Genomic DNA, 20,334 nt, shown 5'->3' with positions numbered 1-20,334 from the left:
TGAATAAGGAGTTCTTAGAATCCAGTCAAGACACAAGGGATTGTAATTTTCAAGGAATTATTTTTTAAACGTATGTGTCTTGTTGAAAATGGGCGAAGCGTGAATTCTGCATCAGCACCATATAAAATTAATCCGAGAGAGTGTCCTTCTTTTAGCGTATAATCAGTTGGCATCATTTCTATACTATAGGAATGATATTTATCGGGTTCAATATTTTCTTTAATACTAAGGCTACTCCTATTTTGGATGTTGAGCCATCCCCGAGAGATGACCATCCAATCGCCTGGTTTTTTTTGTGCAGAAAAACGTATAATATCCATCTTTCCAGCCCCCACTCCAAGATCAAGTCCCTCAGTAACAGCTGTTTCGGTAGCTAGATCTAACCGTAGCGAACGTCCATAATCAATTAGCATAGCACTTAAAATCCCTGTGGACTTATTCACTGCGGCTTCTAAATTTACCCGGACGGTCCCGCAAATTCGTGTCTCTTTTTCAATCTCATTAATTTTTGATGCTAACCTAAAAGATTTTATTTTGTTTGGTTCCTCAACGATATTATTTAGCCATTCAGATTGGTTATCTTTTTCTCTGTTGTATCCCGCAGCAGACAGATCATCATAAAATTCATTATTTTCACAATGCAAATTGATTACTTTGGGTTTAACGTCTTTAGTTGGCCAGTTAGATGATTGATACCAGTAAAATTGGTCAATATTACTTTGGACATGGACTTTAGGGAATTTATTCATCACATTATTATTCGCCTCATAAAGCCAATAATCCAGCCAAAGACGTATCAGATTTGAAAAATCAATCGTCTGGTGGTTATGAATGAATATATGGTCTCCTTGATGAAGCAGTAATTTTCTAGGAATATTACGTTTTTCTAACTCATGCCAAAACATTGAAAATTGATTAGTTTTAACATTCCAATCATTTAGGCCATGGATTAACAAGACGCTAGCACGTAAATTATCAATTTTATTCAGATAATTACGTTCATCCCAAAAAGAATTATAATTTCCACTTTCTCTTGCACAATTATTACGCATTTCAGATAATTTATTTCGATATTCAAAAGCGATGTTGGGATAATCTTCGATGTCTAAACGTCTGCTAAAACAATATTGTGATAATAGGAAAATATCATCTCCTTGCCAGTCTTTACTTGGGACGGGCATCCCATTTTGCCGATAGTAATGGTACCAGTTAGAAATTGCGGCCTCCGGGATAATAGTTTTCAGCTCTTTAACACCAGTACATGCGACACCAATAGCAAGTGTGCCAACATAAGACTTTCCTGTCATTGCCACATTACCATTACACCAGTGGGCTTTTATTTCAGTGATTCCAGTTCGGTCGGTAAACGCACGACGACGTCCCCCTAGCCATTCAATGACATCTTTGAATGCGGTAATTTCATCAACTGATCCTGTGCTGTTGAAGCCGTCAGAGCCATATGTCCCTAAACCTGCCGAGTAAACACTAGCATATCCCCATGTGCTAAACATTCGATACCATTCGGGAATGCTTTGGAGTTTAATTTCATCTATCGGAGATTCATCGACACAGTATTTTGGGATTAGTTTAGAAAGAGCAGGATTTTTTGTGCTTTGTTTAATATAATTAGTTGGAGACTCTTTCACATTAGAAATCTCTTTATCTACATCACAAAGTTCGTAACAGTCTTCATTACATCCAAGCATATAAGGATTAGCCATGAAAATTGCTGGAACTTTTTTGCCTTTTCTAGTGTCTTTAGGGCGACGAATATAAACTGCTAACAGGTCATATTTCCCATCATTATCAGTGTCTAAAGAAGTTTCGACAAAAACTCGTTCAAACAGAAAGTCATCTCTATAGTGAAGTGATAATGTCATATTTTAATACACCAACCTTATTTTTTGTCATTGCGAAATATTTTTTACTCAATTTCTATTTCCAGTTTTGATCCCTTTTTTCTTTAAAAATTTTATCCAAACCAGTACAAATAGTGCTCCGATTAACAACATAACAATCAGAAAACTAAAATAATATCTGTAACCGCTAACACCTGGGAAAGTATCTAGTAAATACCCCGCAAGAAGAGAACAAAAGATTTCTGGCAAATATCCTATTGTTGAAATAATCCCAGCTGCAGTTCCAGAATATTGAACTGGTATTTTTCCCTCTTCCATCATTGCCCAAGTCAGAGAATAATTCACTTGGTAAAACATATATATAATTAAATATAAAAGTGTAAAAATAAAGACAGCACTAGAGGTTAAAGGTAACAGCAAAATTCCTAATGTTCCGACTGCCATAACAATAAAGGAAGTAAGAAGCAGATTTCCAGTTCCAAGCTTATCTCCTAAGAAACCACCGCCTACATTTGATATTGGGGAAAGATATCGCCGAACAGCCGCTAAACCAGCACCAAAAGTAACTGTAGCACCAAGTAATGAGGTTGCATAGGGAACAAAGTAGTAAACAGAAAGAGTAAATACATAGTTACAGAAGGTAACGATGCCAATAATCCAAACAGCCGGCATCTTCAAAACTTGAAATAAGCCTTTTAAAGAGATTCGTTCACTTTCTTCTGCCTCCTGATCTCGAACTTTGTAAAACACAAGTAAACCCGACAAAATAGTTATGATAGAATAGTAAATAATTATGGCTTTCATACCAATGATATCACTATTCATTTTTACACCTATTTGGAAAATAACGACAGCTAACGAAGCCATAATTGAGGCGGTAACACCGCGTCCGCCTTCGAAAAAACCAAAAGCCTTTCCTTGATCTCCTGTATCACTTAAAACCCGTACAGCTTTCACACAAGATGGCCAAAAGGCAAACAAAGAAGTGAACCCCCAAAATGCGTATAAAATGACGAGCATCGAAAAGGATAAGGGCAATAAATGAATGAACCCGCCAATACCTGTTCCAATGAGTGAGAGTGTCAGTAGCCAACGAATTGATACACGATCCGCTAAATACCCACCAAAAAAATAAGAAATCATTCCAAAGATACCAAAAATACTGCCGAAGATACCCATTTGATAGTTTGTTAGATTATATGCCTGTAGATATGCATCATAATAATCATAACGAAAATAAGGTAACCCATAAATAATTGAACCACCAGCGGCCACGAAAAGAATGGCAGCAAAATTCTTTTGGATTTTTTCTCCCATCCCTAGTTTTGTCAACAACTTGTTCATTTGTATTTCCTCCAATTCTTTTGACTAACCAACCTCATAACAGAACAAATGGAAAACAGATTTAAAACTGGTTAGATTAAAAGTTTTATAAAAACCAGTTTCATATAATTCACTTTAAAAATAGGATTAATACTATTACAAATCAATATAAATCACAGAGTTGTAATACGAACAAAAATATAAGTACCATATTTGAACTATCCATTAATATTAAACCGCTATCATTAGAGTGGTATTATAATCATGTCAAATTTGGATCTGTTTTTCAATAGTTTTTTAATAATTTTCTATTTTATTGGCAGGAACACACTAACCATTTATAAAAACTGGGTGAAAATATGATTAAAATCGCATGTGAAGGTACAGAAATATTTTTGAGTGTAGGCAAACAAGAATAAAAAATGGAGAGTAGCTATTATTGTAATCAGTTGGAGAGGAAAGATAGGGGGATAGCATTCAAATAAAAAAACTTTGTATTAGAAAACATTTGTTGGGAATGTTTGTGTAGAAAAGCTATATCTAATCATATAGTATTTTCATCGTCTAATACAAAGTTTCCAAATAAATTATATTAAAAAAAATACGTTTTGTATACAGATGTGCTTGACGCTTTTTATGCCCATGTTTATCAAAAAAACTATTTTTTAGATGGGAAATTTTGATGTTAAAATAGTCTACTCAATCCAAGAGTAAAAAAGCAAAGGAAAAGATAATTTTTTTAGAGAGTAGTTTTTAGTAAAGTTGCAACAAGTATTTATTTTCGAAAGTTTACCTTAGTTAAAAAGTAAAGGTTAAATTATGAAGTTTAAGTTTAAAATAGTGTGCTGACACGTAACTATCCAAGAAAACATAAAATTTGGATTAAAGAATTATTTGGTTAAAATTCAGTGCTGGACGTTAACTTAACTATCATTGAAAACCCATCAGATTATTATTTTCCTAGTGATAGTTACAGTCATTCATTGACCTTGTAATAGGGTGAGGCTATAATTGTGTTGAGAGAAAGTCTAGTAACTTTTTATACATGTGAAAATAATCACTTGATGTTGATTGCACATAAAAACAACCTTTTTTAGGAGCCTGTGATGATACTATTAACAAATAATCCCAAAGTTTCAGAAGAAATGAAAGCGGTTAACAATGTGAAGATATACTACTATCAAGATGTAGACTATGGAGGAATACTTGAGCATGCCCAGCAACTGATTGTTAACGAAAAGCTGATTTTGTTGAGCCATCCGTTAAGCGGCAGTATTAAACCAAACGAAACTTATTATAAGACAATATTTTTCTCTGAAAAATCAAATCAGTTTATTGATATAGAAAGTTTGGAATATATCGAGTCAGCACTATTAGTCTATGAAAAATTTATGAAAAACCAGATGCGTCCAAATTGGACAGAAAAAATTTTGGCAGATTTTGCGTTTGTTGATTTATACCTTACGAAGAGTACCTTACAAAGAATGGGGACAACCTATGTAAATCATAGTGGTTAGCCATAGATTAATAATTAGGGGAGGAGGATTTTGTCCTTAATACAAAGAATAGAGGTGAGAAAATGAAATTAGAACTTGGAAAAATTCAGATTCAAGATGTGGTGGCCGGTGCAGAAGAAAAAATTGAAGCTAACATTTTATATATCAATCCGGAAACTATCGTTGACATCGTACTGGAAGACGACCGATTAGCAGAATGTTCCGTGGAAATTGCCAAACCGGGGGAAAGTGTTCGTATTACGCCAGTCAAAGATGTCATCGAGCCTAGATGCAAAGTCGATTCATCCAGCGGAATCTTCCCGGGAGTTATTAACAAAGTGGATACGGTCGGAGGCGGACGTACCCATGTCTTAAAAGGCTGTGGGGTAATGACAGTTGGAAAAATCGTCGGTTTTCAAGAAGGAATCGTTGACATGAAAGGTCCCGGGGCCGAATTAACGCCCTTTTCAAAATTGATTGAGATTTGTCTTGTTTTAGAACCTAAAGAAGAGATCGAACCCCATCAGTACGAGGAAGCAGCACGTTTTGCCGGTTTAAAAATCGCAGATTACCTTGGCAGATTAGGGGAAAGCATTGAACCGGACGAGATCGTCACTTATGAAACGTTACCTTTACAAGAACAGTTGGCACAATTCCCAGAACTGCCGAAAGTCGGTTACATTTATATGCTTCAGACACAAGGTTTGCTGCATGACACCTATGTGTACGGAACGGATGCCAAACATATCGTGCCTACGATTTTATACCCGACAGAAATAATGGATGGGGCTATCGTTAGCGGCAATTGCGTGTCTGCCTGCGATAAGAATACAACTTATCATCATTTAAACAACCCCGTCATTGAAGATTTGTATCAGAAACACGGGAAAGAACTTAATTTTATTGCGACAATCATTACTAATGAAACCGTTTATTTAAAAGATAAGCAACGTTCAAGTGATTTTGTTGCTAAGCTATCCGAATTTTTAGGGCTGGACGGTGTGATTATCTCTCAAGAAGGTTTTGGAAATCCCGATACAGACCTAATCATGAACTGTAAAAAACTAGAAGAAAAAGGTATCAAGACGGTCATTGTCACAGATGAATATGCAGGAAGAGACGGAGCAAGTCAATCTCTAGCAGATGCCGACAAACTTGCTGATGCAGTTGTTACAGGCGGGAATGCAAATGAAACCGTCAAGTTGCCAAAGCTGGACAAAGTTATTGGTCAGTTGGATTATGTTGATGTGATTGCTGGAGGATTTGACGGCAGTCTAAAAGAAGACGGTTCGATTGAAGTTGAGATTCAAGCAATCACTGGCTCAACTAACGAGCTCGGCTTTAATCAGATGTCAGCCAAAGGTGTGTAGCATTAAAATTAATTTGTAGCAACGGATAAAGAAAGCTGAATTAAAGGAGGAATAAATCATGGCATTTACTTTAGAAAACAAAAAAGTTTTAGTCATCGGTGACCGGGACGGCATTCCGGGGCAAGCGATTGAAGCATGTTTGAAAAACACAGGAGCAGAAATCATCTTTTCTTCAACCGAATGTTTTGTTTGAACGGCCGCTGGTGCAATGGATTTAGAAAATCAACGTAGAGTAAAAGAGGCAGCCGAGAATTTTGGCGCTGAAAATGTGGTTGTAATTATTGGTGCAGCCGAAGGGGAAGCAGCCGGTTTAGCTGCGGAAACTGTTACCAATGGCGACCCTACCTACGCAGGTCCATTGACCAATGTACAGCTAGGTTTAGCTGTCTATCATATTATAGAACCGGAAATAAAATCGATTGTAGATGAAGCTGTTTATGAAGAGCAAGTCGGCATGATGGAAATGATACTTGAAGTGGATGATATTATTGAAGAGATGACTGAGATCCGAAATGAATATTCCAAATACTGATAAAAAGCAATGGAATATTTATCGTAAGGAGGCGTACAATGACTAGCAAATTTAAAGTAGTTCACTATATCAATCAGTTTTATGCCGGTATAGGCGGTGAAGAAAAAGCTGATATAGAGCCATTTACTAAAGCAGAGGTTATTGGTCCCGGCATTGCGTTTACAAATGTTTTTGGGGACGAAGCTGAAATCGTCGGAACAGTTGTCTGTGGAGACAGTTATTTTAATGAAAATCTAGAATCTGCAGAGAAAAAAGTCATCGATTTTATAAAATCATATAACCCTGATTTGGTCATTGCCGGTCCAGCTTTTAATGCTGGCAGGTATGGAATGGCCTGTGGAGCTGTCGCAAAAGCGGTGATGGAAGAATTAAATATACCCGCTGTGACGGGCATGTATGAAGAAAACCCAGGTTTGGATATGTTCAAAAAAGATGCTTACATCGTCCCGACAAAGAGTAGCGCTGCAGGCATGAGAAAAGCTGTGCCCGTAATCGCGAGATTAGCGTTGAAACTTTTGAAAAAAGAAGAAGTATCACCTGAAGCCGATAATTATTTTGTGAGACACCGCGTGAATTTTCAAGCAGAACAAAGAGGCTCTCAGCGAGCAGTAGACATGTTGATCAAGAAATTAAAGGGAGAGGAATTCATAACAGAATATCCTATGCCTGAATTTGATAACGTTGCTCCCGGAGAGGCTATAACAGACTTATCCAAAGCAAAAATTGCTTTGGTCACCTCTGGAGGAATCGTTCCAAAAGGAAACCCTGATCACATTGAATCCAGTAGTGCATCGAAGTATGGTCAATATGATATTTCGGGTATTGATTTTTTAACGGAAGCAACTTATGAAACCGCACATGGCGGCTATGACCCTGTGTATGCCAATCAAGACCCTAATCGGGTATTGCCTTTGGATGTTGTAAGAGAGATGGAAAAAGAAGGTAAAATTGGCAGTCTACATCAATTTTTCTATTCGACTGTTGGCAATGGCACATCTGTTGCCAATGCAAAAAAATTTGCGGCAGAAATCGCAGAAAAACTGAGGGCAGATGGTGTGGATGCAGTCATCTTGACATCCACCTGAGGCACTTGTACACGTTGCGGTGCAACGATGGTAAAAGAGATTGAAAAAACTGGCATTCCAGTGGTTCACATTTGTACAGTAGTTCCGATTTCACTGACGGTCGGAGCCAATCGAATCGTTCCGGCAGTCGCTATTCCTCATCCCCTAGGCAATCCTAATTTGGATGCCAAGGATGAAAAGAAAGTTCGCCGTTCAATTATAGAAAAGTCTCTGGAGGCTTTGACGACACCTGTCGAGGAGCAGACGGTCTTTGAGTAAAATAATGTTTACTGCCTGAATGAGATAATTCAGGTAGTTTCAAAAAGGAGCTGAATAATCAACCATGTATGATGTAGTAATCATTGGCGGTGGGCCGGCTGGCTTGACAGCGGCTTTGTATAATGCCAGAGCTCGATTGAAAGTTGTCCTTTTAGAGCAGACAAAACTTGGGGGACAAATTGTCTCCACTCACGAAATTGCCAACTTTCCAGGGTCAGTCAAAGGAAAAGAAGAAGAGACCACAGGACCGGAATTAATTGCCAGAATGTCTGAACAGGCTCAAAAATTTGGAGCAGAAATTCAATTGAGAAAACAAGTTGTGGGATTAGAGGTGTCAGGCGACATAAAAAAAATAACGTGTCAAGATGGCACAACTTACGAATCCCACACCATTATTTGTGCCAATGGCGCCCATCCCAGAGAAATAGGGTGTCCTGGAGAAAAAGAATTGCGCGGGAAAGGTGTTTCCTATTGCGCCACTTGTGATGGTGCATTTTTTGAAGAGATGGAGGTATACGTCATTGGCGGCGGGAATTCGGCGGTGGAAGAGGCAGTTTTTTTAACAAATTTTGCCCGGAAAGTGACATTGATTCAAAATCTGGCTGATTTGACGGCAGATGCCATCGCTGTGGAACAAGCGAAAGCTAATGATAAGATTCATTATATTTTTAACTCAGTGGTGGAAAGTATCGAAGGAGATGGCATGGTAGAGGCTATGACCATTAAAAATACGGAGACTGGCGAGCTGACTCGGATGGAAGCAGACGATGACGATGGTCTGTTTGGTATCTTTATCTTCATCGGTACCATCCCTAATACTGACGTATATGACGGCGTGATTCCTCTTGATGACTACGGTTATATGCTGACCAACGATAATATGGAAACGGAAGTCCCGGGGGTATTTGCTGCGGGAGATATCCGTCCGAAAATTTTGAGACAAGTGGTCACTGCTGCGGGAGACGGTGCAACGGCGGCTTTTTCAGCACAGAAATATGTTGAAAGAATTAAATAAGGAGGCATTCTGAAATGATTGAACTGACATTAGATAATTTTGATGAAGAAGTCATAAATAACAGCAAGCCAGTCTTGGTCGATTGGTGGGGAGAATCTTGTGAGAATTGTATCGCCTTGATGCCTGCAGTGGAAGAATTAGCGGAACAATACGACGATAATATCCATTTCACAAAATTTAACACCTCACAGAAAAAAGTTCGCCGCTTTTGTATCAAACATAAAATACTGGGCTTGCCTGTCATATCGATTTTTAAAAACGGTGAAAAGGTCGATGAAATTACTCAAGACGATTGTACAAAAGAAAATATTGAAAGCATGATTAAAAGAAATATTTAGGGGGAACGCTGATGAATTATTCGACATTAAGAGGGGCAAGTTATGTCTTGGTACATACACCTGATATGATCGAACATAACGGGACAACTCAAATAACTGAGAAAATTACGACACCAGACAGCGAGTATTTGAAAAACTTATATGAAAACATCCGCAGCTATGAGGATGTAGTCAATTATGCCCCCAACCAGACATACATTGGAAATTTAAGCTATGATGATTTAAAAAAAATCCCGCAACCTTGGGCGAATGAGGAGATTGAAGGTACACGTGTCGGAAAGTTTGGCGAAATATTGTCAGAACTTGAATTTTACGGTCTGCTGCAAATTGCCGATGTATTTGAGTTGGTCCATTTAGAGGAAGCTTTTGCGGAAAAGGTTCGTAATTCTTTGTCGGAGCATCCGTTATTCAAAGAAGATGTTGGGAAAATAAAAAATGAAAAACCTTTATCTTGGATTGAAGATGAACTCTCAGAAAATGAAGGTGCAGGTCTGTACTATCATCGTGAGTTAGTAGGCTGTGTCAGTCGTGCCCATCAGATTGATATTAATTTGAGCGCCCATGTTATGCTGGAAAACTTAACTGTTAAAGCCAGCGGAGTCTTAGCGTTGCGACATTTATTCGATAAAAATAAAATTGATCCGGCAACTGTGGATTATGTGATTGAATGCAGCGAAGAAGCGTGTGGAGATATGAACCAGCGGGGAGGCGGTAATTTTGCAAAATCAATTGCCGAGTTGTGCGGATGTTCCAACGCAACCGGCAGTGATCTTCGCAGTTTTTGTTCTGCGCCGACTCATTCTATCATCACGGCAGCTTCCTTAGTTGCTGCAGGGACACACAAAAATGTGGTAGTGGTGGCTGGCGGTTCGGCAGCTAAATTGGGAATGAACGGCAAATCCCATGTCAACAAAGGTTTCCCGATTTTGGAAGATGTATTAGGGGGATTTGCAGTAATGATTGGGGAAAATGATGGGGTTCATCCTGTTTTTCGTCATGACTTGACAGGACTGCACAAGGTGTCCAGCGGCTCAAGCCCTCAAGCTGTGACCACCACTCTGATTGCCGATGTGTTAGACAAGGCTGCGTTGACAGTGAAAGACATTGACGTGTATTCCGTGGAGATGCAAAATCCTGATGTGACAAAACCTGCCGGGGCAGGAGATGTGCCTCTTGCGAATTTAAAAATGATTGGTGCGATTGGCGTCCTTCGTAAAGAAATTGAAAAAAAAGAGTTAATGACTTTCGTTAATGAAAAAGCACTGGTGGGTTGGGCACCGACTCAAGGGCATATCCCAAGCGGTGTTCCCTATCTCGGGTTTGCACTAGCCGACTTGACTACCGGTAATAAAAATCGTTGCATGATTGTTGGGAAAGGCTCGCTATTTTTAGGTAGAATGACCAATTTGTTTGACGGGGTCTCGATTATTATTGAAAGAAATTCCGGAAAAATAGCTGAAGATAACCAAGCCGACTTAGAAGCATTAGTCAAAGCAGAAGTTGCCAAAGCTTTAAAAAGCTTTGCTGCAAGTTTCTCCGTAGATTAGAGGTGACACGATGTCTAATCAAGTAAAAAAAACAATCAAAAAGGTTTTTGAAGAGGTTGCCACAGCAATTGAAACTGGAAAAATGGAAGATAGAATTAAAATCGGTTTGACTATCGATGGCAGTGAATTAGGGTTTGGTGTGATGAAAGAAGCTGCTTATCAGATAAAAAAGGAAAATATGTTTGATGTTGTCATTATTGGCAGTAATCAAGAATGGGCAGAAGATTTTGAACACGTTTCTACAACAGATTGCCAGAAAGATGCTTATGCAGTTATGGAGGAAATGCTTGAGAGCGGTGAACTCCAAGGATGTGTCACCCTTCATTATAATTTTCCGATAGGTGTGTCAACAGTTGGGAAAGTATTGACGCCAGCTTTTGGAAGAGAGATGTTGATTGCCACAACCACTGGAACTACAAGCACTTTGAGGAATGAAGCCATGGTGTTGAACGCTATCAATGGCATCATCGCAGCCAAAGCAATCGGTATCGAAATGCCCAAGATTGGTATTTTGAATGTGGATGGTGCTAAAACAGTTGAACGGTCTTTGTATTCTTTAAAAGAAAATGGTTATGATATCCATTTTGGGGAAAGTGCTCGGGCGGATGGAGGCAGTGTCCTAAGAGGAAATGATCTTCTGACAGGCAGTGCGGATGTAGTCGTGACGGATAGTCTGACAGGAAATGTATTAACCAAGTTGTTCTCATCCTATTCAAGCGGGGGCACGTATGAGGTCTTAGGTTCTGGCTATGGTCCGGGTATCGGGGCAAATTATGATAAAAATATTTGCATCATCTCAAGAACCAGTGGAGCACCAGTGATTGCCAATGCATTAGAGTACGCTTATCAACTTGCTAAAGGGAAATTATCAGAAATCAGCCGAAAAGAGTATCAGGAAGCAGAAAAAGCAGGATTGAAAAAAATATGCGAAGAATTGAGACTTTCTTCAGGTCCAAAAGAAGAATCTGTTGCCGCTCCAGAAAAACAAATTGTGACAGAGGAAATCTCCGGTATTGATGTGATGGAACTAGAGGATGCCGTAAGTGTTCTTTGGAAAGAAAATATTTATGCAGAGAGTGGGATGGGGTGTACAGGACCCGTCATTTTGGTAAATGAGCAATGGATAGAATCAGCTGAACAACTGCTTAAAAAAGAAAAATTTCTTTAATTTCAAGAAAGATTTAATGGTAATCACTCTGATAAAAAACTGTTTGAACATCCACTGAAAAGCAAAGAGAAGACGATTATTTGGCGGAGACGGTATTTCTTCGCCATTTTTCTAGTCATTGAAAGAACTGTCAGATATGAAGGCGGCTGGTACGTTAGCAATATTAAAAAAGACAAAAATTATGAGCAGATAGGACATAGTGGGAATAAGTGTCAGCGCTTGCAAAAAGAAGAGAAATATGATATAAAATAGATGTAAGGGATAATAGAAATTCCCAGTAGACCGGCCAAGTTGCCGGCGAAATAACGGAAGCAGTTGACCAATAGATCAACTGAGAAAGGATCGTGGGGATTTGAGAAATTCCTTACCAATCGAAAAGTCTAGCAAGTGTTGAAAAGCGAAGGATTGAGTGGACATAAGAACCTCAGTTCAGATGTGTATGAATGAGAACACCTCTGCTAGACTATTTTTTTTTGCCCAAATTTAAAGCCAGTTTCATAAAAGAAACTGGCTTCTTTATATTTACTTAACAGTGATAACTGAGCATGGCGCATGGTTCACTACGTAAGAAGCTGTGGAACCGACAAGCAGTTTATTGATTCCATGTTTTCCAGTCGCCCCCATGACGATAACATCATAGTCATTTTCTTTGGCAAAATCCACAATACCATTTTTCGGCGTGTCTCTCAAAACAATTACAGTGATATTTTTTGCGTTTTCCGGATTGAGTTCCTCTTCTAATTCTCGTTTTAGTTGTAAATCGGCTTCCTTTTCCCCATCAAGCAAACTGCTTGGAACAAGAGTGTAAGGTGTTAAATAATAGGCAATAGGTGTTAAGACTTGAAGAACCGTTACATGACCTTTTTGAATGCCAGCTAGGACTTTTGCGTGTTCGAATGCTTCTTTGGCTTGATCTGAACCATCAAACGGCACAAGAATTTTTTTATATGCTATATTCATAAAACAACGCCTCCTTTACTTTATTTTACCACATTGGCAATGGGAAGTTGTGTAGAATAGCGTACAGTAAGTAGTTGAAAACCAAAAAAGGCATTTCAGTTATGAAATGATTTATGATCATCATTTAACTATTTATATTTTCTTTAGTTGAAGATGCTCTCATTAATCATACTACCTAACATTGGCAACAACAGTTAAATTTGAGAATCAGTTGTCTTTCAAGTCTAGATCAAACATAATGATTTTTTTAAGTTGAGACAGAGCAAACAAATTGGCACTCAATTTATAATATAATCAATAATCCAAAGAGAGGAAAGATGTTTAATACACGTTTCTAATAATGCAACGTTTTCTAAGTAAGATTCGATATGCGATGTTACATAATACAATAAAAAAGAGGTTCATCGCTCTCGAAAACAGGTTTGGTTCTATATCAATAAACAATATCCTTAATAGACTTGACTTTCCAGATAATTGGCATAAAAATGTTTCTAGGTTAAGTCAATAATTTTTTTGCATATAAATCAATTAAACAACTTTATTTGCTAAACTATAAATATAGTGTTATGATAATGGAAGTGATAATTTTGAACTACATAATCGTGTATACTTTATAGATACTCTTTTAATGAATTCGCAACTATTACAATACAATTAAAGGAGGATTTATCTATGGAAACAGGTACAGTAAAATGGTTTAATGCTGATAAAGGTTTTGGTTTTATCACTAAAGCTGACGGTGCGGACGTATTTGCACATTTCTCAGCTATTCAAAGTGATGGCTTTAAGACTTTAGACGAAGGTCAAGCAGTTACTTTTGATGTTGAAGAAGGTCAACGCGGACTTCAAGCCGCTAACATTCATACTGCATAACAGTTAAACAACTAAAGCCTATCTCTGACAAATAGAGATAGGCTTATTTTTTTTCATTCTATGTGATTTTACGTTTGATATAGAAGACGATGTCCGCAAGAAACAGTAGTCCTGTCCCCAATACTATTGTAACTATTGATTGGCGTTCGCCGGTTTGTGGTAACGACTTTTTAACCGGTTTTTTTCGCAAGCTCACCGGGTTTGTTAGATTCACCTAATATTTGTAAACGTAAATAACTTCTTGTGTTTCTTCACTGAATTTACCTTCTGAAGTATCGACAGTTTTCACATATTTATAATTTGGGATTTCAAAAAGATATTTTTCTTTGAGATTGAAGATATCTCCGACATTCCCTGTGACAGAATTTGAATTATGGGTTTCTTTCCCGTTTTCAACTTGGTATTTAATATTTATTTTTCCTGTTTTTATTTCTTCTGGCAGTTTCTTCGATTTTGCGTATAAAGTTATATTTTTAGTAGCAGCTGTTTGAAAATCATATGGAGTTGAAAGAGCTTTATCAATAAACCATCTGTCGAATGTATGATTGGTAAACGTTGGATCGGTTGGTTTAGTGAAAATTTCTCCTTTATTAACTGCTTGTGAGGAGACATCAGTTCCACCTTTGCTATCAAAAGTTAGGGTACCTTGGCTTTGAATGACATTTACAGTTAAAGTTTTTAATCTTCATTTGACGGAAATATCCCTCCACCTAACTCATTACTTTGCTCCATGTAATACTCACCAGTACAAATGACAGTGTAAGTCCCAACGACATCTGAATTGACCTTGATTTTAATTAATAAGATTTTTATCTTCTCTTTTAAGTTATCCTTGTAAATTAAACAAAAGCATTTCTGATTTATCTTCGTTTACGAGTCCCGTCCTTTTTGATTTTATGATTGAAAAACTCCAGCAAGTAGTAGTTTCCCAAAATCACATCATAGTTAGAGCCGCCTACACACCTAAAAGTACAAGCACGTTCTAAAATATCATTGTTCATACCTCTTTTAATTCATGATTAGCATCTTAGTTGTAAGAATAGCCGTTCTAGTTGTGAAGGAGAACAAAAAAGCTGAAACAAAAAGTCTCAGCTGTCGTTCGCATAAAGAAATATTAGCTACGCATTTGTGTCTAAACGTGTCTATTTATGTCTAAGTGTTGTTTTTAAAATGTTGATATACCAACGCTTTGACTAACATTGTCTAGTTGTGTTAAACTATTGACGCACCCTAAGGGAATCGAACCCCTGTCTCAAGAACCGGAATCTTGTGTGATATCCACTACACTAAGGGTGCCTTGAACACAATAGTTAGTTTAACTAATTTTCTTGAAAATAGCAAGTGTTCATCTGCATTAATATGAATCAAATGATGAGAAGAGGATTACTATGAGGTTTGGTCAACAATTAAGTCAACAACAAAAGCAAGTGCAAAAGCTTGCGATGACTCAGGAATTGCAACAGTCTATTCAGATTTTACAATTTAATACTGATGAGTTGGTTTCATACTTGAAAGATAAAACATTGGAAAATCCTTTGCTGGATATTAAAGTGACAGGCGCGCAAGCAGATGTGACTCATTATAGCAGAAAGCCAAAAAAGACTTCCGATGATGAAGAAAGTAATTTTTTTGCTCAAATTCCTGATACTCAAATATCATTATTTGAATATTTGATTGACCAGATTCATTTGAATTATCGCGACACTTATTTGCGTCAGCTGATTATTTTTTTAGTAGAATTTATTGATGTGAATGGTTATCTGTCAATTGACCTAGAAGATGCAGCGGCAAAGACCGGTGCAGATTTTATTCAAATGTTAGATGCTCTGACACTTTTGCAGCAGCTTGATCCTGCAGGTGTGGGCGCGAGAAATTTACAAGAGTGTTTGATGTTGCAGACGGAAAGAGACGAACGGGCACCAGAGTTAGCTTATATTGTTCTGGAAGAATGTTTTGAGCCTTTTGCTGACAGAAAGTGGAAAAAAATTGCTGACAAGTATGAGATTTCTCTATCTGAAGTTCAGGCAATTTACGATTACGTCCAAACACTGTCTCCTAATCCGGGTGCTGGCTATGGCGAATCTTTTGAACAACATATTTACCCTGATATCATTGTCAAAAGACAGCATGATGAGCTGGAAGTTTTATCTACTAGACGAGGGCAGCCGACCATTCGTTTTCAAGAGGAATATTTTAACCGGATGTCACAAACGGATGATCCGGAAGTAAAAAAATATTTAAAGGAAAAAAAAGGCGAGTTTAATTGGCTTCAGAAAAGTGTGCAGCAGCGCGGCAATACCATCTTGAGAATTGGAATAGAGATCGTCAAAAGACAAAGAGAATTCTTTTTTGATACGTCCCGTCCCTTAAAGCCAATGAAGTTAAAAGAGTTGGCCGAAACCTTAGATGTTCATGAGTCAACAGTCAGCAGAGCTGTGAATGGTAAGTATTTGGAGACGGATTTTGGTGTTTTCGAGTTAAGGTCTTTTTTCACTAATGCTGTCAATCCTGACGAAGGCGAAGATTCTATGTCTGCCAGTGATGTTCAGCAAAAAATAAAAAAGATTATCGCTAATGAAAATAAAAACAAACCGTTGTCTGACCAAAAAATCTTAGATTTGCTTAAAGAGGAAGGAATTGAAATTTCCCGCCGAACCGTAGCAAAATATCGTGATGTTTTGGGAATTCCTTCATCATCCAATCGTAAACGCTATGATTGATTTTTAATTGAGGAAAGAAAAAATTCCATTTCTTCCATAATAATACAAATTTTCCCAGCAATTCCATAAACTATGGAGTTGCTTTATTTTTTTAGGATAATTTTAATAATTGAGAACGTTTTTTATCTATCAGAAAAATAGTCCTAGTTAGTAATGAACACTTATTGATTCAAGGTCCGATAATTTTCTTAACATAATTAAAATTAACAGGTGTGTTATATTTTAACTTTGAAAGCCCATACTCTTGTTTTTGTTGGCAAAAATGGGCGCTTCTCTTGATTTTGCAAGGTAGAAATGCTATACTATTTTTAGATTTGGTAGTTAAATATTTAAATATATCGACTACCAAATTTTTTTAGTGATGATGGGTCGATAAACGACTGACTTGGACGTTTAAAGTCCAGCGAAGGAGAAGTGACAAAACGAGTGGATAATCAATTACGTTTGCTAGAAGCGATTGTTCCTGATGTTTTGGAGATTGTTCAAGAAAGATTTGATATCTTGAGACATATCCGATGGATGTCACCGATTGGTCGCAGGGCTTTATCTCAAAAACTAAATATTACGGAACGGGTTTTACGAACTGAAACAGATGTATTACGTAATTTAGGTTTAATCGAAACGTCTAAAAGCGGCATGACTTTGACTGAAGAGGGTATTCGGATTTTAGACAGCCTTGAACACATGATGTCTCAGTTGTCAGGAATGCAGCAGAAGGAAAAGAAATTAGCTGACTTCTTTGAAATTGAACGATGTATCATTGTTTCAGGAAACAGTGATGAAGATCCGAAAGTTTTGGTGGAATTCGGTGAGACTGTGACAGATGCTTTGAATACGTTGCTGCCTAAAGGTGAAAATATTATTGCAGTCATGGGCGGAACGACAATGGCGGGTGTGGCTGATAACATGCACTCATGGGCTTCCGAACAGCAAAACAATATTTTTGTACCGGCTCGTGGCGGTTTAGGAGAAGCGATGAACATTCAAGCTGATTCAGTTAGCGGCATGATGGCCGCACGAACAGGAGGACGGTCCCGTCCATTATATGTTCCTGAACGAGTCAGCAAGGAGACCTATGCATCTTTGCTTCAAGAACCTTCAGTTCAAGAAGTTTTAGCACTCATTGATCGGGCAACATGTGTGATTCATAGTATTGGCAGAGCCATGTACATGGCAGAGCGTCGTGGCATGTCTGAAGAAGAACTAGATATGTTAGCAGCAAATGGTGCTGTTGGCGAGTCCTTTGGTTATTTTTTTGATGCAGATGGGGAAATTGTCTATAAGATTCCTCGGATCGGATTGCAGTTGAAGGATCTGAAGAAGGTCCCGTTCGTCCTTGCAGTTACCGGAGGGAAAAGTAAAAGCCAAGCTATTCAATCGTATATGAAACATGCACCATGTCAGACGTGGTTAATCACTGACGAGGGTGCAGCAGAAGAGATTTTAAAAGGTAAAAACCTTTAAAATAAAAAATTTTTTTGATTTTCTAAAGGAGGAAATCCAGCATGACAGTAAAAGTAGGTATTAACGGATTTGGACGTATCGGACGTTTGGCATTTCGCCGCATTCAAGATGTAGAAGGTATCGAAGTTGTAGCAATTAACGACTTGACAGATGCAGCTACTCTTGCACATTTGTTAAAATATGATACAACACAAGGACGTTTTAACGGTGATGTTGAAGTTCATGATGGTTACTTTGATGTGAACGGCAAAAAAGTAACAGTTATGGCTAACAGAAACCCTGAAGAACTACCTTGGGGAGACTTAGGTGTAGAAATCGTTTTAGAATGTACTGGTTTCTTTACTTCCAAAGAAGGTGCTGAAAAACACTTGAAGGGCGGAGCAAAACGTGTCGTTATTTCTGCACCAGGCGGAAACGACGTGCCTACAGTTGTTTACAACACTAACCATGATATCTTGACTGGTAAGGAAACTGTTATCTCAGGTGCTTCATGTACTACAAACTGTTTAGCTCCAATGGCTAAAACTTTGCAAGACAAATTTGGTATTGTAGAAGGCTTGATGACAACTATCCACGCTTATACTGGAGACCAAAATACATTAGATGCACCGCATAAAGACTTGCGTCGTGCGCGTGCTGCAGCTGCTAACATTGTTCCAAACACAACTGGTGCTGCTAAAGCAATCGGTCTAGTTATTCCTGAATTAAACGGAAAATTAGATGGAGCTGCTCAACGTGTGCCTGTACCAACTGGTTCATTGACAGAGTTAATAACTGTTTTAGAAAAAGCTGTAACTGTTGACGAAGTAAACGCAGCAATGAAAGCTGACGCTAACGAGTCTTATGGTTATACAGAAGACCCAATCGTTTCTTCTGATATTGTCGGAATGGTTTACGGTTCATTGTTTGATGCAACTCAAACAAAAGTAATGACTGTTGGCGACAAACAATTAGTTAAGACAGTTGCTTGGTATGACAACGAAATGTCTTACACTGCACAATTAGTAAGAACTTTAGAATACTTTGCAAAATTAGGTTAATATGCTTAATAAAAAGCGGGGGAGCAGCGCGCTTCCTCGCTTTTCTCTATATGAAAGATGAATTAAGGGAGGCTATCAATTAAAATGGCTAAAAAGACTGTGAAAGATCTTGATTTAAAAGATAAAAAAGTTTTGATACGTGTTGATTTCAATGTGCCTTTGAAAGACGGCGTCATTACAGATGATAATCGTATTGTTGCGGCTCTGCCGACAATCAAATATGTCATTGAACAAGGTGGAAAAGCAATTTTGTTTTCTCACCTAGGACGCGTGAAAACAGAAGAAGATAAAGAAGGAAAATCTTTACGTCCAGTAGTAGACCGTTTAGCTGAATTGCTTGGAAAAGAAGTTGCTTTCATTCCAGAAACTCGTGGAGAAAAGTTAGAAGCAGCAATCAATGCTATGAAAGACGGCGAAATTCTTGTAGTAGAAAATACACGTTTCGAAGATATTGATGGCAAAAAAGAAAGCAAGAACGATCCTGAATTAGGTAAATATTGGGCTTCTTTAGGAGACGTTTTTGTGAATGATGCTTTCGGTACAGCTCACCGTGCTCATGCCTCTAACGTCGGCATTTCTTCTCACCTTGAATCAGCAGCCGGTTTCTTGATGGAAAAAGAAATCAAATTTATCGGTGGTGCTGTAGACGAACCAAAACGTCCGTTCGTGGCAATTTTGGGTGGGGCAAAAGTTTCAGATAAAATTGGAGTCATTGAGAATTTATTAGACAAAGCTGACAAAGTATTAGTCGGCGGCGGAATGACTTATACATTTTACGCAGCTAAAGGTATTGAAATCGGTAATTCTCTTGTAGAAGCTGACAAAATAGATTTAGCAAAATCACTAATCGAAAAAGCAGGTGACAAGTTGGTCTTACCTGTGGATTCAGTGTGTGCTAAAGAGTTCAGCAATGATGTGGAAACATTTATTTCCGACGGCAGAACAATCCCTGAAGGCTCAATGGGATTGGATATTGGACCTGCAACGATTGAATTATTCACTAATGAACTTGCCGGTGCAAAAACGGTGGTTTGGAACGGACCAATGGGTGTGTTTGAAATGAGTAATTTTGCTAAAGGAACAATCGGTGTGTGCGAAGCAATCGCTAATTTAGAGGATGCCACAACGATTATCGGCGGTGGAGATTCTGCAGCAGCAGCGATTCAACTTGGATTTGCTGATAAATTCACACACATTTCTACTGGGGGCGGCGCTTCTCTAGAATATCTAGAAGGAAAAGCCTTGCCAGGTGTAGAAGCAATTTCAGAAAAATAGACAGATGTCAC

19 protein-coding genes and 1 tRNA gene are annotated in these 20,334 nt (G+C 38.1%); 13 read left to right on the top strand and 7 right to left on the bottom strand.

Going from position 1 to position 20,334, the window contains the following annotated elements; all coding sequences use genetic code 11:
* Window positions 1-14: 14 nt before the first annotated feature.
* Window positions 15-1,880: a Xaa-Pro dipeptidyl-peptidase gene (locus CBF29_RS01375; RefSeq protein WP_126806487.1), complete on the bottom strand. Its 1,866-nt coding sequence runs from the start codon at window positions 1,878-1,880 to the stop codon at window positions 15-17.
* A gap of 48 nt (window positions 1,881-1,928) precedes the next feature.
* Window positions 1,929-3,203, bottom strand: coding sequence for an MFS transporter (locus CBF29_RS01370; RefSeq protein ID WP_126806484.1), 1,275 nt, complete (start codon window positions 3,201-3,203; stop codon window positions 1,929-1,931).
* A gap of 1,085 nt (window positions 3,204-4,288) precedes the next feature.
* On the opposite strand from CBF29_RS01370, the gene CBF29_RS01365 reads away from it, so the two are divergent.
* The 8 genes from CBF29_RS01365 to grdD all read left to right on the top strand — a co-directional run bounded on the left by CBF29_RS01365 (window position 4,289) and on the right by grdD (window position 11,991).
* Window positions 4,289-4,699 (top strand): GrdX family protein, encoded by a 411-nt coding sequence (locus tag CBF29_RS01365; protein ID WP_126806482.1) that lies wholly within the window; start codon window positions 4,289-4,291, stop codon window positions 4,697-4,699.
* A 62-nt stretch (window positions 4,700-4,761) separates the two neighbouring features.
* Window positions 4,762-6,048: a glycine/sarcosine/betaine reductase component B subunit gene (locus CBF29_RS01360; RefSeq protein WP_126806479.1), complete on the top strand. Its 1,287-nt coding sequence runs from the start codon at window positions 4,762-4,764 to the stop codon at window positions 6,046-6,048.
* Window positions 6,049-6,106: 58 nt separating this feature from the next.
* Window positions 6,107-6,580, top strand: coding sequence for a glycine/sarcosine/betaine reductase complex selenoprotein A (gene grdA / locus CBF29_RS01355; RefSeq protein WP_126806477.1), 474 nt, complete (start codon window positions 6,107-6,109; stop codon window positions 6,578-6,580).
* A gap of 38 nt (window positions 6,581-6,618) precedes the next feature.
* A complete protein-coding gene (gene grdB / locus CBF29_RS01350) occupies window positions 6,619-7,923 on the top strand; it encodes a glycine reductase complex selenoprotein B (RefSeq protein WP_126806475.1) in 1,305 nt (434 codons plus the stop codon).
* A gap of 64 nt (window positions 7,924-7,987) precedes the next feature.
* Complete coding sequence (locus tag CBF29_RS01345; protein WP_126806472.1) at window positions 7,988-8,938, top strand: NAD(P)/FAD-dependent oxidoreductase; 951 nt, start codon at window positions 7,988-7,990, stop codon at window positions 8,936-8,938.
* A 14-nt stretch (window positions 8,939-8,952) separates the two neighbouring features.
* Window positions 8,953-9,276 carry a thioredoxin TrxA gene (trxA, locus tag CBF29_RS01340; protein WP_126806470.1) on the top strand — a complete coding sequence of 108 codons (324 nt, stop codon included), beginning with the start codon at window positions 8,953-8,955 and terminating at the stop codon, window positions 9,274-9,276.
* Between the two features lie 11 nt (window positions 9,277-9,287).
* Window positions 9,288-10,823: a glycine/sarcosine/betaine reductase complex component C subunit beta gene (gene grdC / locus CBF29_RS01335; RefSeq protein ID WP_126806468.1), complete on the top strand. Its 1,536-nt coding sequence runs from the start codon at window positions 9,288-9,290 to the stop codon at window positions 10,821-10,823.
* A 10-nt stretch (window positions 10,824-10,833) separates the two neighbouring features.
* A complete protein-coding gene (gene grdD / locus CBF29_RS01330; RefSeq protein WP_126806466.1) occupies window positions 10,834-11,991 on the top strand; it encodes a glycine/sarcosine/betaine reductase complex component C subunit alpha in 1,158 nt (385 codons plus the stop codon).
* A 522-nt stretch (window positions 11,992-12,513) separates the two neighbouring features.
* On the opposite strand, the gene CBF29_RS01325 is transcribed toward grdD, so the two are convergent.
* Window positions 12,514-12,951, bottom strand: a complete 438-nt coding sequence (locus CBF29_RS01325; RefSeq protein ID WP_126806464.1) for a universal stress protein — start codon at window positions 12,949-12,951, stop codon at window positions 12,514-12,516.
* 672 nt (window positions 12,952-13,623) lie between these two features.
* On the opposite strand from CBF29_RS01325, the gene CBF29_RS01320 reads away from it, so the two are divergent.
* Window positions 13,624-13,824, top strand: a complete 201-nt coding sequence (locus tag CBF29_RS01320) for a cold-shock protein (protein WP_126806462.1) — start codon at window positions 13,624-13,626, stop codon at window positions 13,822-13,824.
* Window positions 13,825-13,882: 58 nt separating this feature from the next.
* Here the strand turns inward: CBF29_RS01320 and CBF29_RS14195 are convergent, their stop codons facing one another.
* The 4 genes from CBF29_RS14195 to CBF29_RS01305 all read right to left on the bottom strand — a co-directional run bounded on the left by CBF29_RS14195 (window position 13,883) and on the right by CBF29_RS01305 (window position 15,120).
* Window positions 13,883-14,020, bottom strand: a complete 138-nt coding sequence (locus tag CBF29_RS14195; protein WP_170169952.1) for an LPXTG cell wall anchor domain-containing protein — start codon at window positions 14,018-14,020, stop codon at window positions 13,883-13,885.
* An 18-nt stretch (window positions 14,021-14,038) separates the two neighbouring features.
* The gene (locus CBF29_RS14190) at window positions 14,039-14,482 is read right to left on the bottom strand and encodes an InlB B-repeat-containing protein (RefSeq protein WP_425469874.1); all 444 of its coding nucleotides are present in this window, start codon (window positions 14,480-14,482) and stop codon (window positions 14,039-14,041) included.
* Between the two features lie 202 nt (window positions 14,483-14,684).
* Window positions 14,685-14,825: a hypothetical protein gene (locus CBF29_RS13665; protein WP_170169951.1), complete on the bottom strand. Its 141-nt coding sequence runs from the start codon at window positions 14,823-14,825 to the stop codon at window positions 14,685-14,687.
* Between the two features lie 223 nt (window positions 14,826-15,048).
* A tRNA-Arg gene (locus CBF29_RS01305) sits at window positions 15,049-15,120 on the bottom strand.
* Between the two features lie 92 nt (window positions 15,121-15,212).
* Between CBF29_RS01305 and rpoN the strand changes: the two genes are divergently transcribed.
* The 4 genes from rpoN (at window position 15,213) to CBF29_RS01285 (ending at window position 20,323) form a co-directional block, all read left to right on the top strand.
* Window positions 15,213-16,544, top strand: a complete 1,332-nt coding sequence (gene rpoN, locus CBF29_RS01300) for an RNA polymerase factor sigma-54 (protein ID WP_126806457.1) — start codon at window positions 15,213-15,215, stop codon at window positions 16,542-16,544.
* A gap of 426 nt (window positions 16,545-16,970) precedes the next feature.
* Window positions 16,971-18,008 (top strand): sugar-binding transcriptional regulator, encoded by a 1,038-nt coding sequence (locus CBF29_RS01295; RefSeq protein WP_126806542.1) that lies wholly within the window; start codon window positions 16,971-16,973, stop codon window positions 18,006-18,008.
* 41 nt (window positions 18,009-18,049) lie between these two features.
* A complete protein-coding gene (gene gap / locus CBF29_RS01290; protein ID WP_126806455.1) occupies window positions 18,050-19,048 on the top strand; it encodes a type I glyceraldehyde-3-phosphate dehydrogenase in 999 nt (332 codons plus the stop codon).
* Window positions 19,049-19,132: 84 nt separating this feature from the next.
* The gene (locus tag CBF29_RS01285; protein ID WP_126806453.1) at window positions 19,133-20,323 is read left to right on the top strand and encodes a phosphoglycerate kinase; all 1,191 of its coding nucleotides are present in this window, start codon (window positions 19,133-19,135) and stop codon (window positions 20,321-20,323) included.
* Window positions 20,324-20,334: the final 11 nt, after the last annotated feature.

It is taken from the genome of Vagococcus elongatus, from assembly GCF_003987645.1.
GTDB lineage: Bacteria > Bacillota > Bacilli > Lactobacillales > Vagococcaceae > Vagococcus_A > Vagococcus_A elongatus.
Note: the sequence above shows the minus strand (reverse complement) of the source record. Positions and strands in the feature narration are given on the sequence as shown.

Coding starts and splice junctions, on each gene's coding strand:
- CBF29_RS01375 (WP_126806487.1), bottom strand. CDS start 1,880: ATGACATTATCACTTCACTATAGAGATGACTTTCTGTTTGAACGAGTT.
- CBF29_RS01370 (WP_126806484.1), bottom strand. CDS start 3,203: ATGAACAAGTTGTTGACAAAACTAGGGATGGGAGAAAAAATCCAAAAG.
- CBF29_RS01365 (WP_126806482.1), top strand. CDS start 4,289: ATGATACTATTAACAAATAATCCCAAAGTTTCAGAAGAAATGAAAGCG.
- CBF29_RS01360 (WP_126806479.1), top strand. CDS start 4,762: ATGAAATTAGAACTTGGAAAAATTCAGATTCAAGATGTGGTGGCCGGT.
- CBF29_RS01345 (WP_126806472.1), top strand. CDS start 7,988: ATGTATGATGTAGTAATCATTGGCGGTGGGCCGGCTGGCTTGACAGCG.
- trxA (WP_126806470.1), top strand. CDS start 8,953: ATGATTGAACTGACATTAGATAATTTTGATGAAGAAGTCATAAATAAC.
- grdC (WP_126806468.1), top strand. CDS start 9,288: ATGAATTATTCGACATTAAGAGGGGCAAGTTATGTCTTGGTACATACA.
- grdD (WP_126806466.1), top strand. CDS start 10,834: ATGTCTAATCAAGTAAAAAAAACAATCAAAAAGGTTTTTGAAGAGGTT.
- CBF29_RS01325 (WP_126806464.1), bottom strand. CDS start 12,951: ATGAATATAGCATATAAAAAAATTCTTGTGCCGTTTGATGGTTCAGAT.
- CBF29_RS01320 (WP_126806462.1), top strand. CDS start 13,624: ATGGAAACAGGTACAGTAAAATGGTTTAATGCTGATAAAGGTTTTGGT.
- CBF29_RS13665 (WP_170169951.1), bottom strand. CDS start 14,825: ATGAACAATGATATTTTAGAACGTGCTTGTACTTTTAGGTGTGTAGGC.
- rpoN (WP_126806457.1), top strand. CDS start 15,213: ATGAGGTTTGGTCAACAATTAAGTCAACAACAAAAGCAAGTGCAAAAG.
- gap (WP_126806455.1), top strand. CDS start 18,050: ATGACAGTAAAAGTAGGTATTAACGGATTTGGACGTATCGGACGTTTG.
- CBF29_RS01285 (WP_126806453.1), top strand. CDS start 19,133: ATGGCTAAAAAGACTGTGAAAGATCTTGATTTAAAAGATAAAAAAGTT.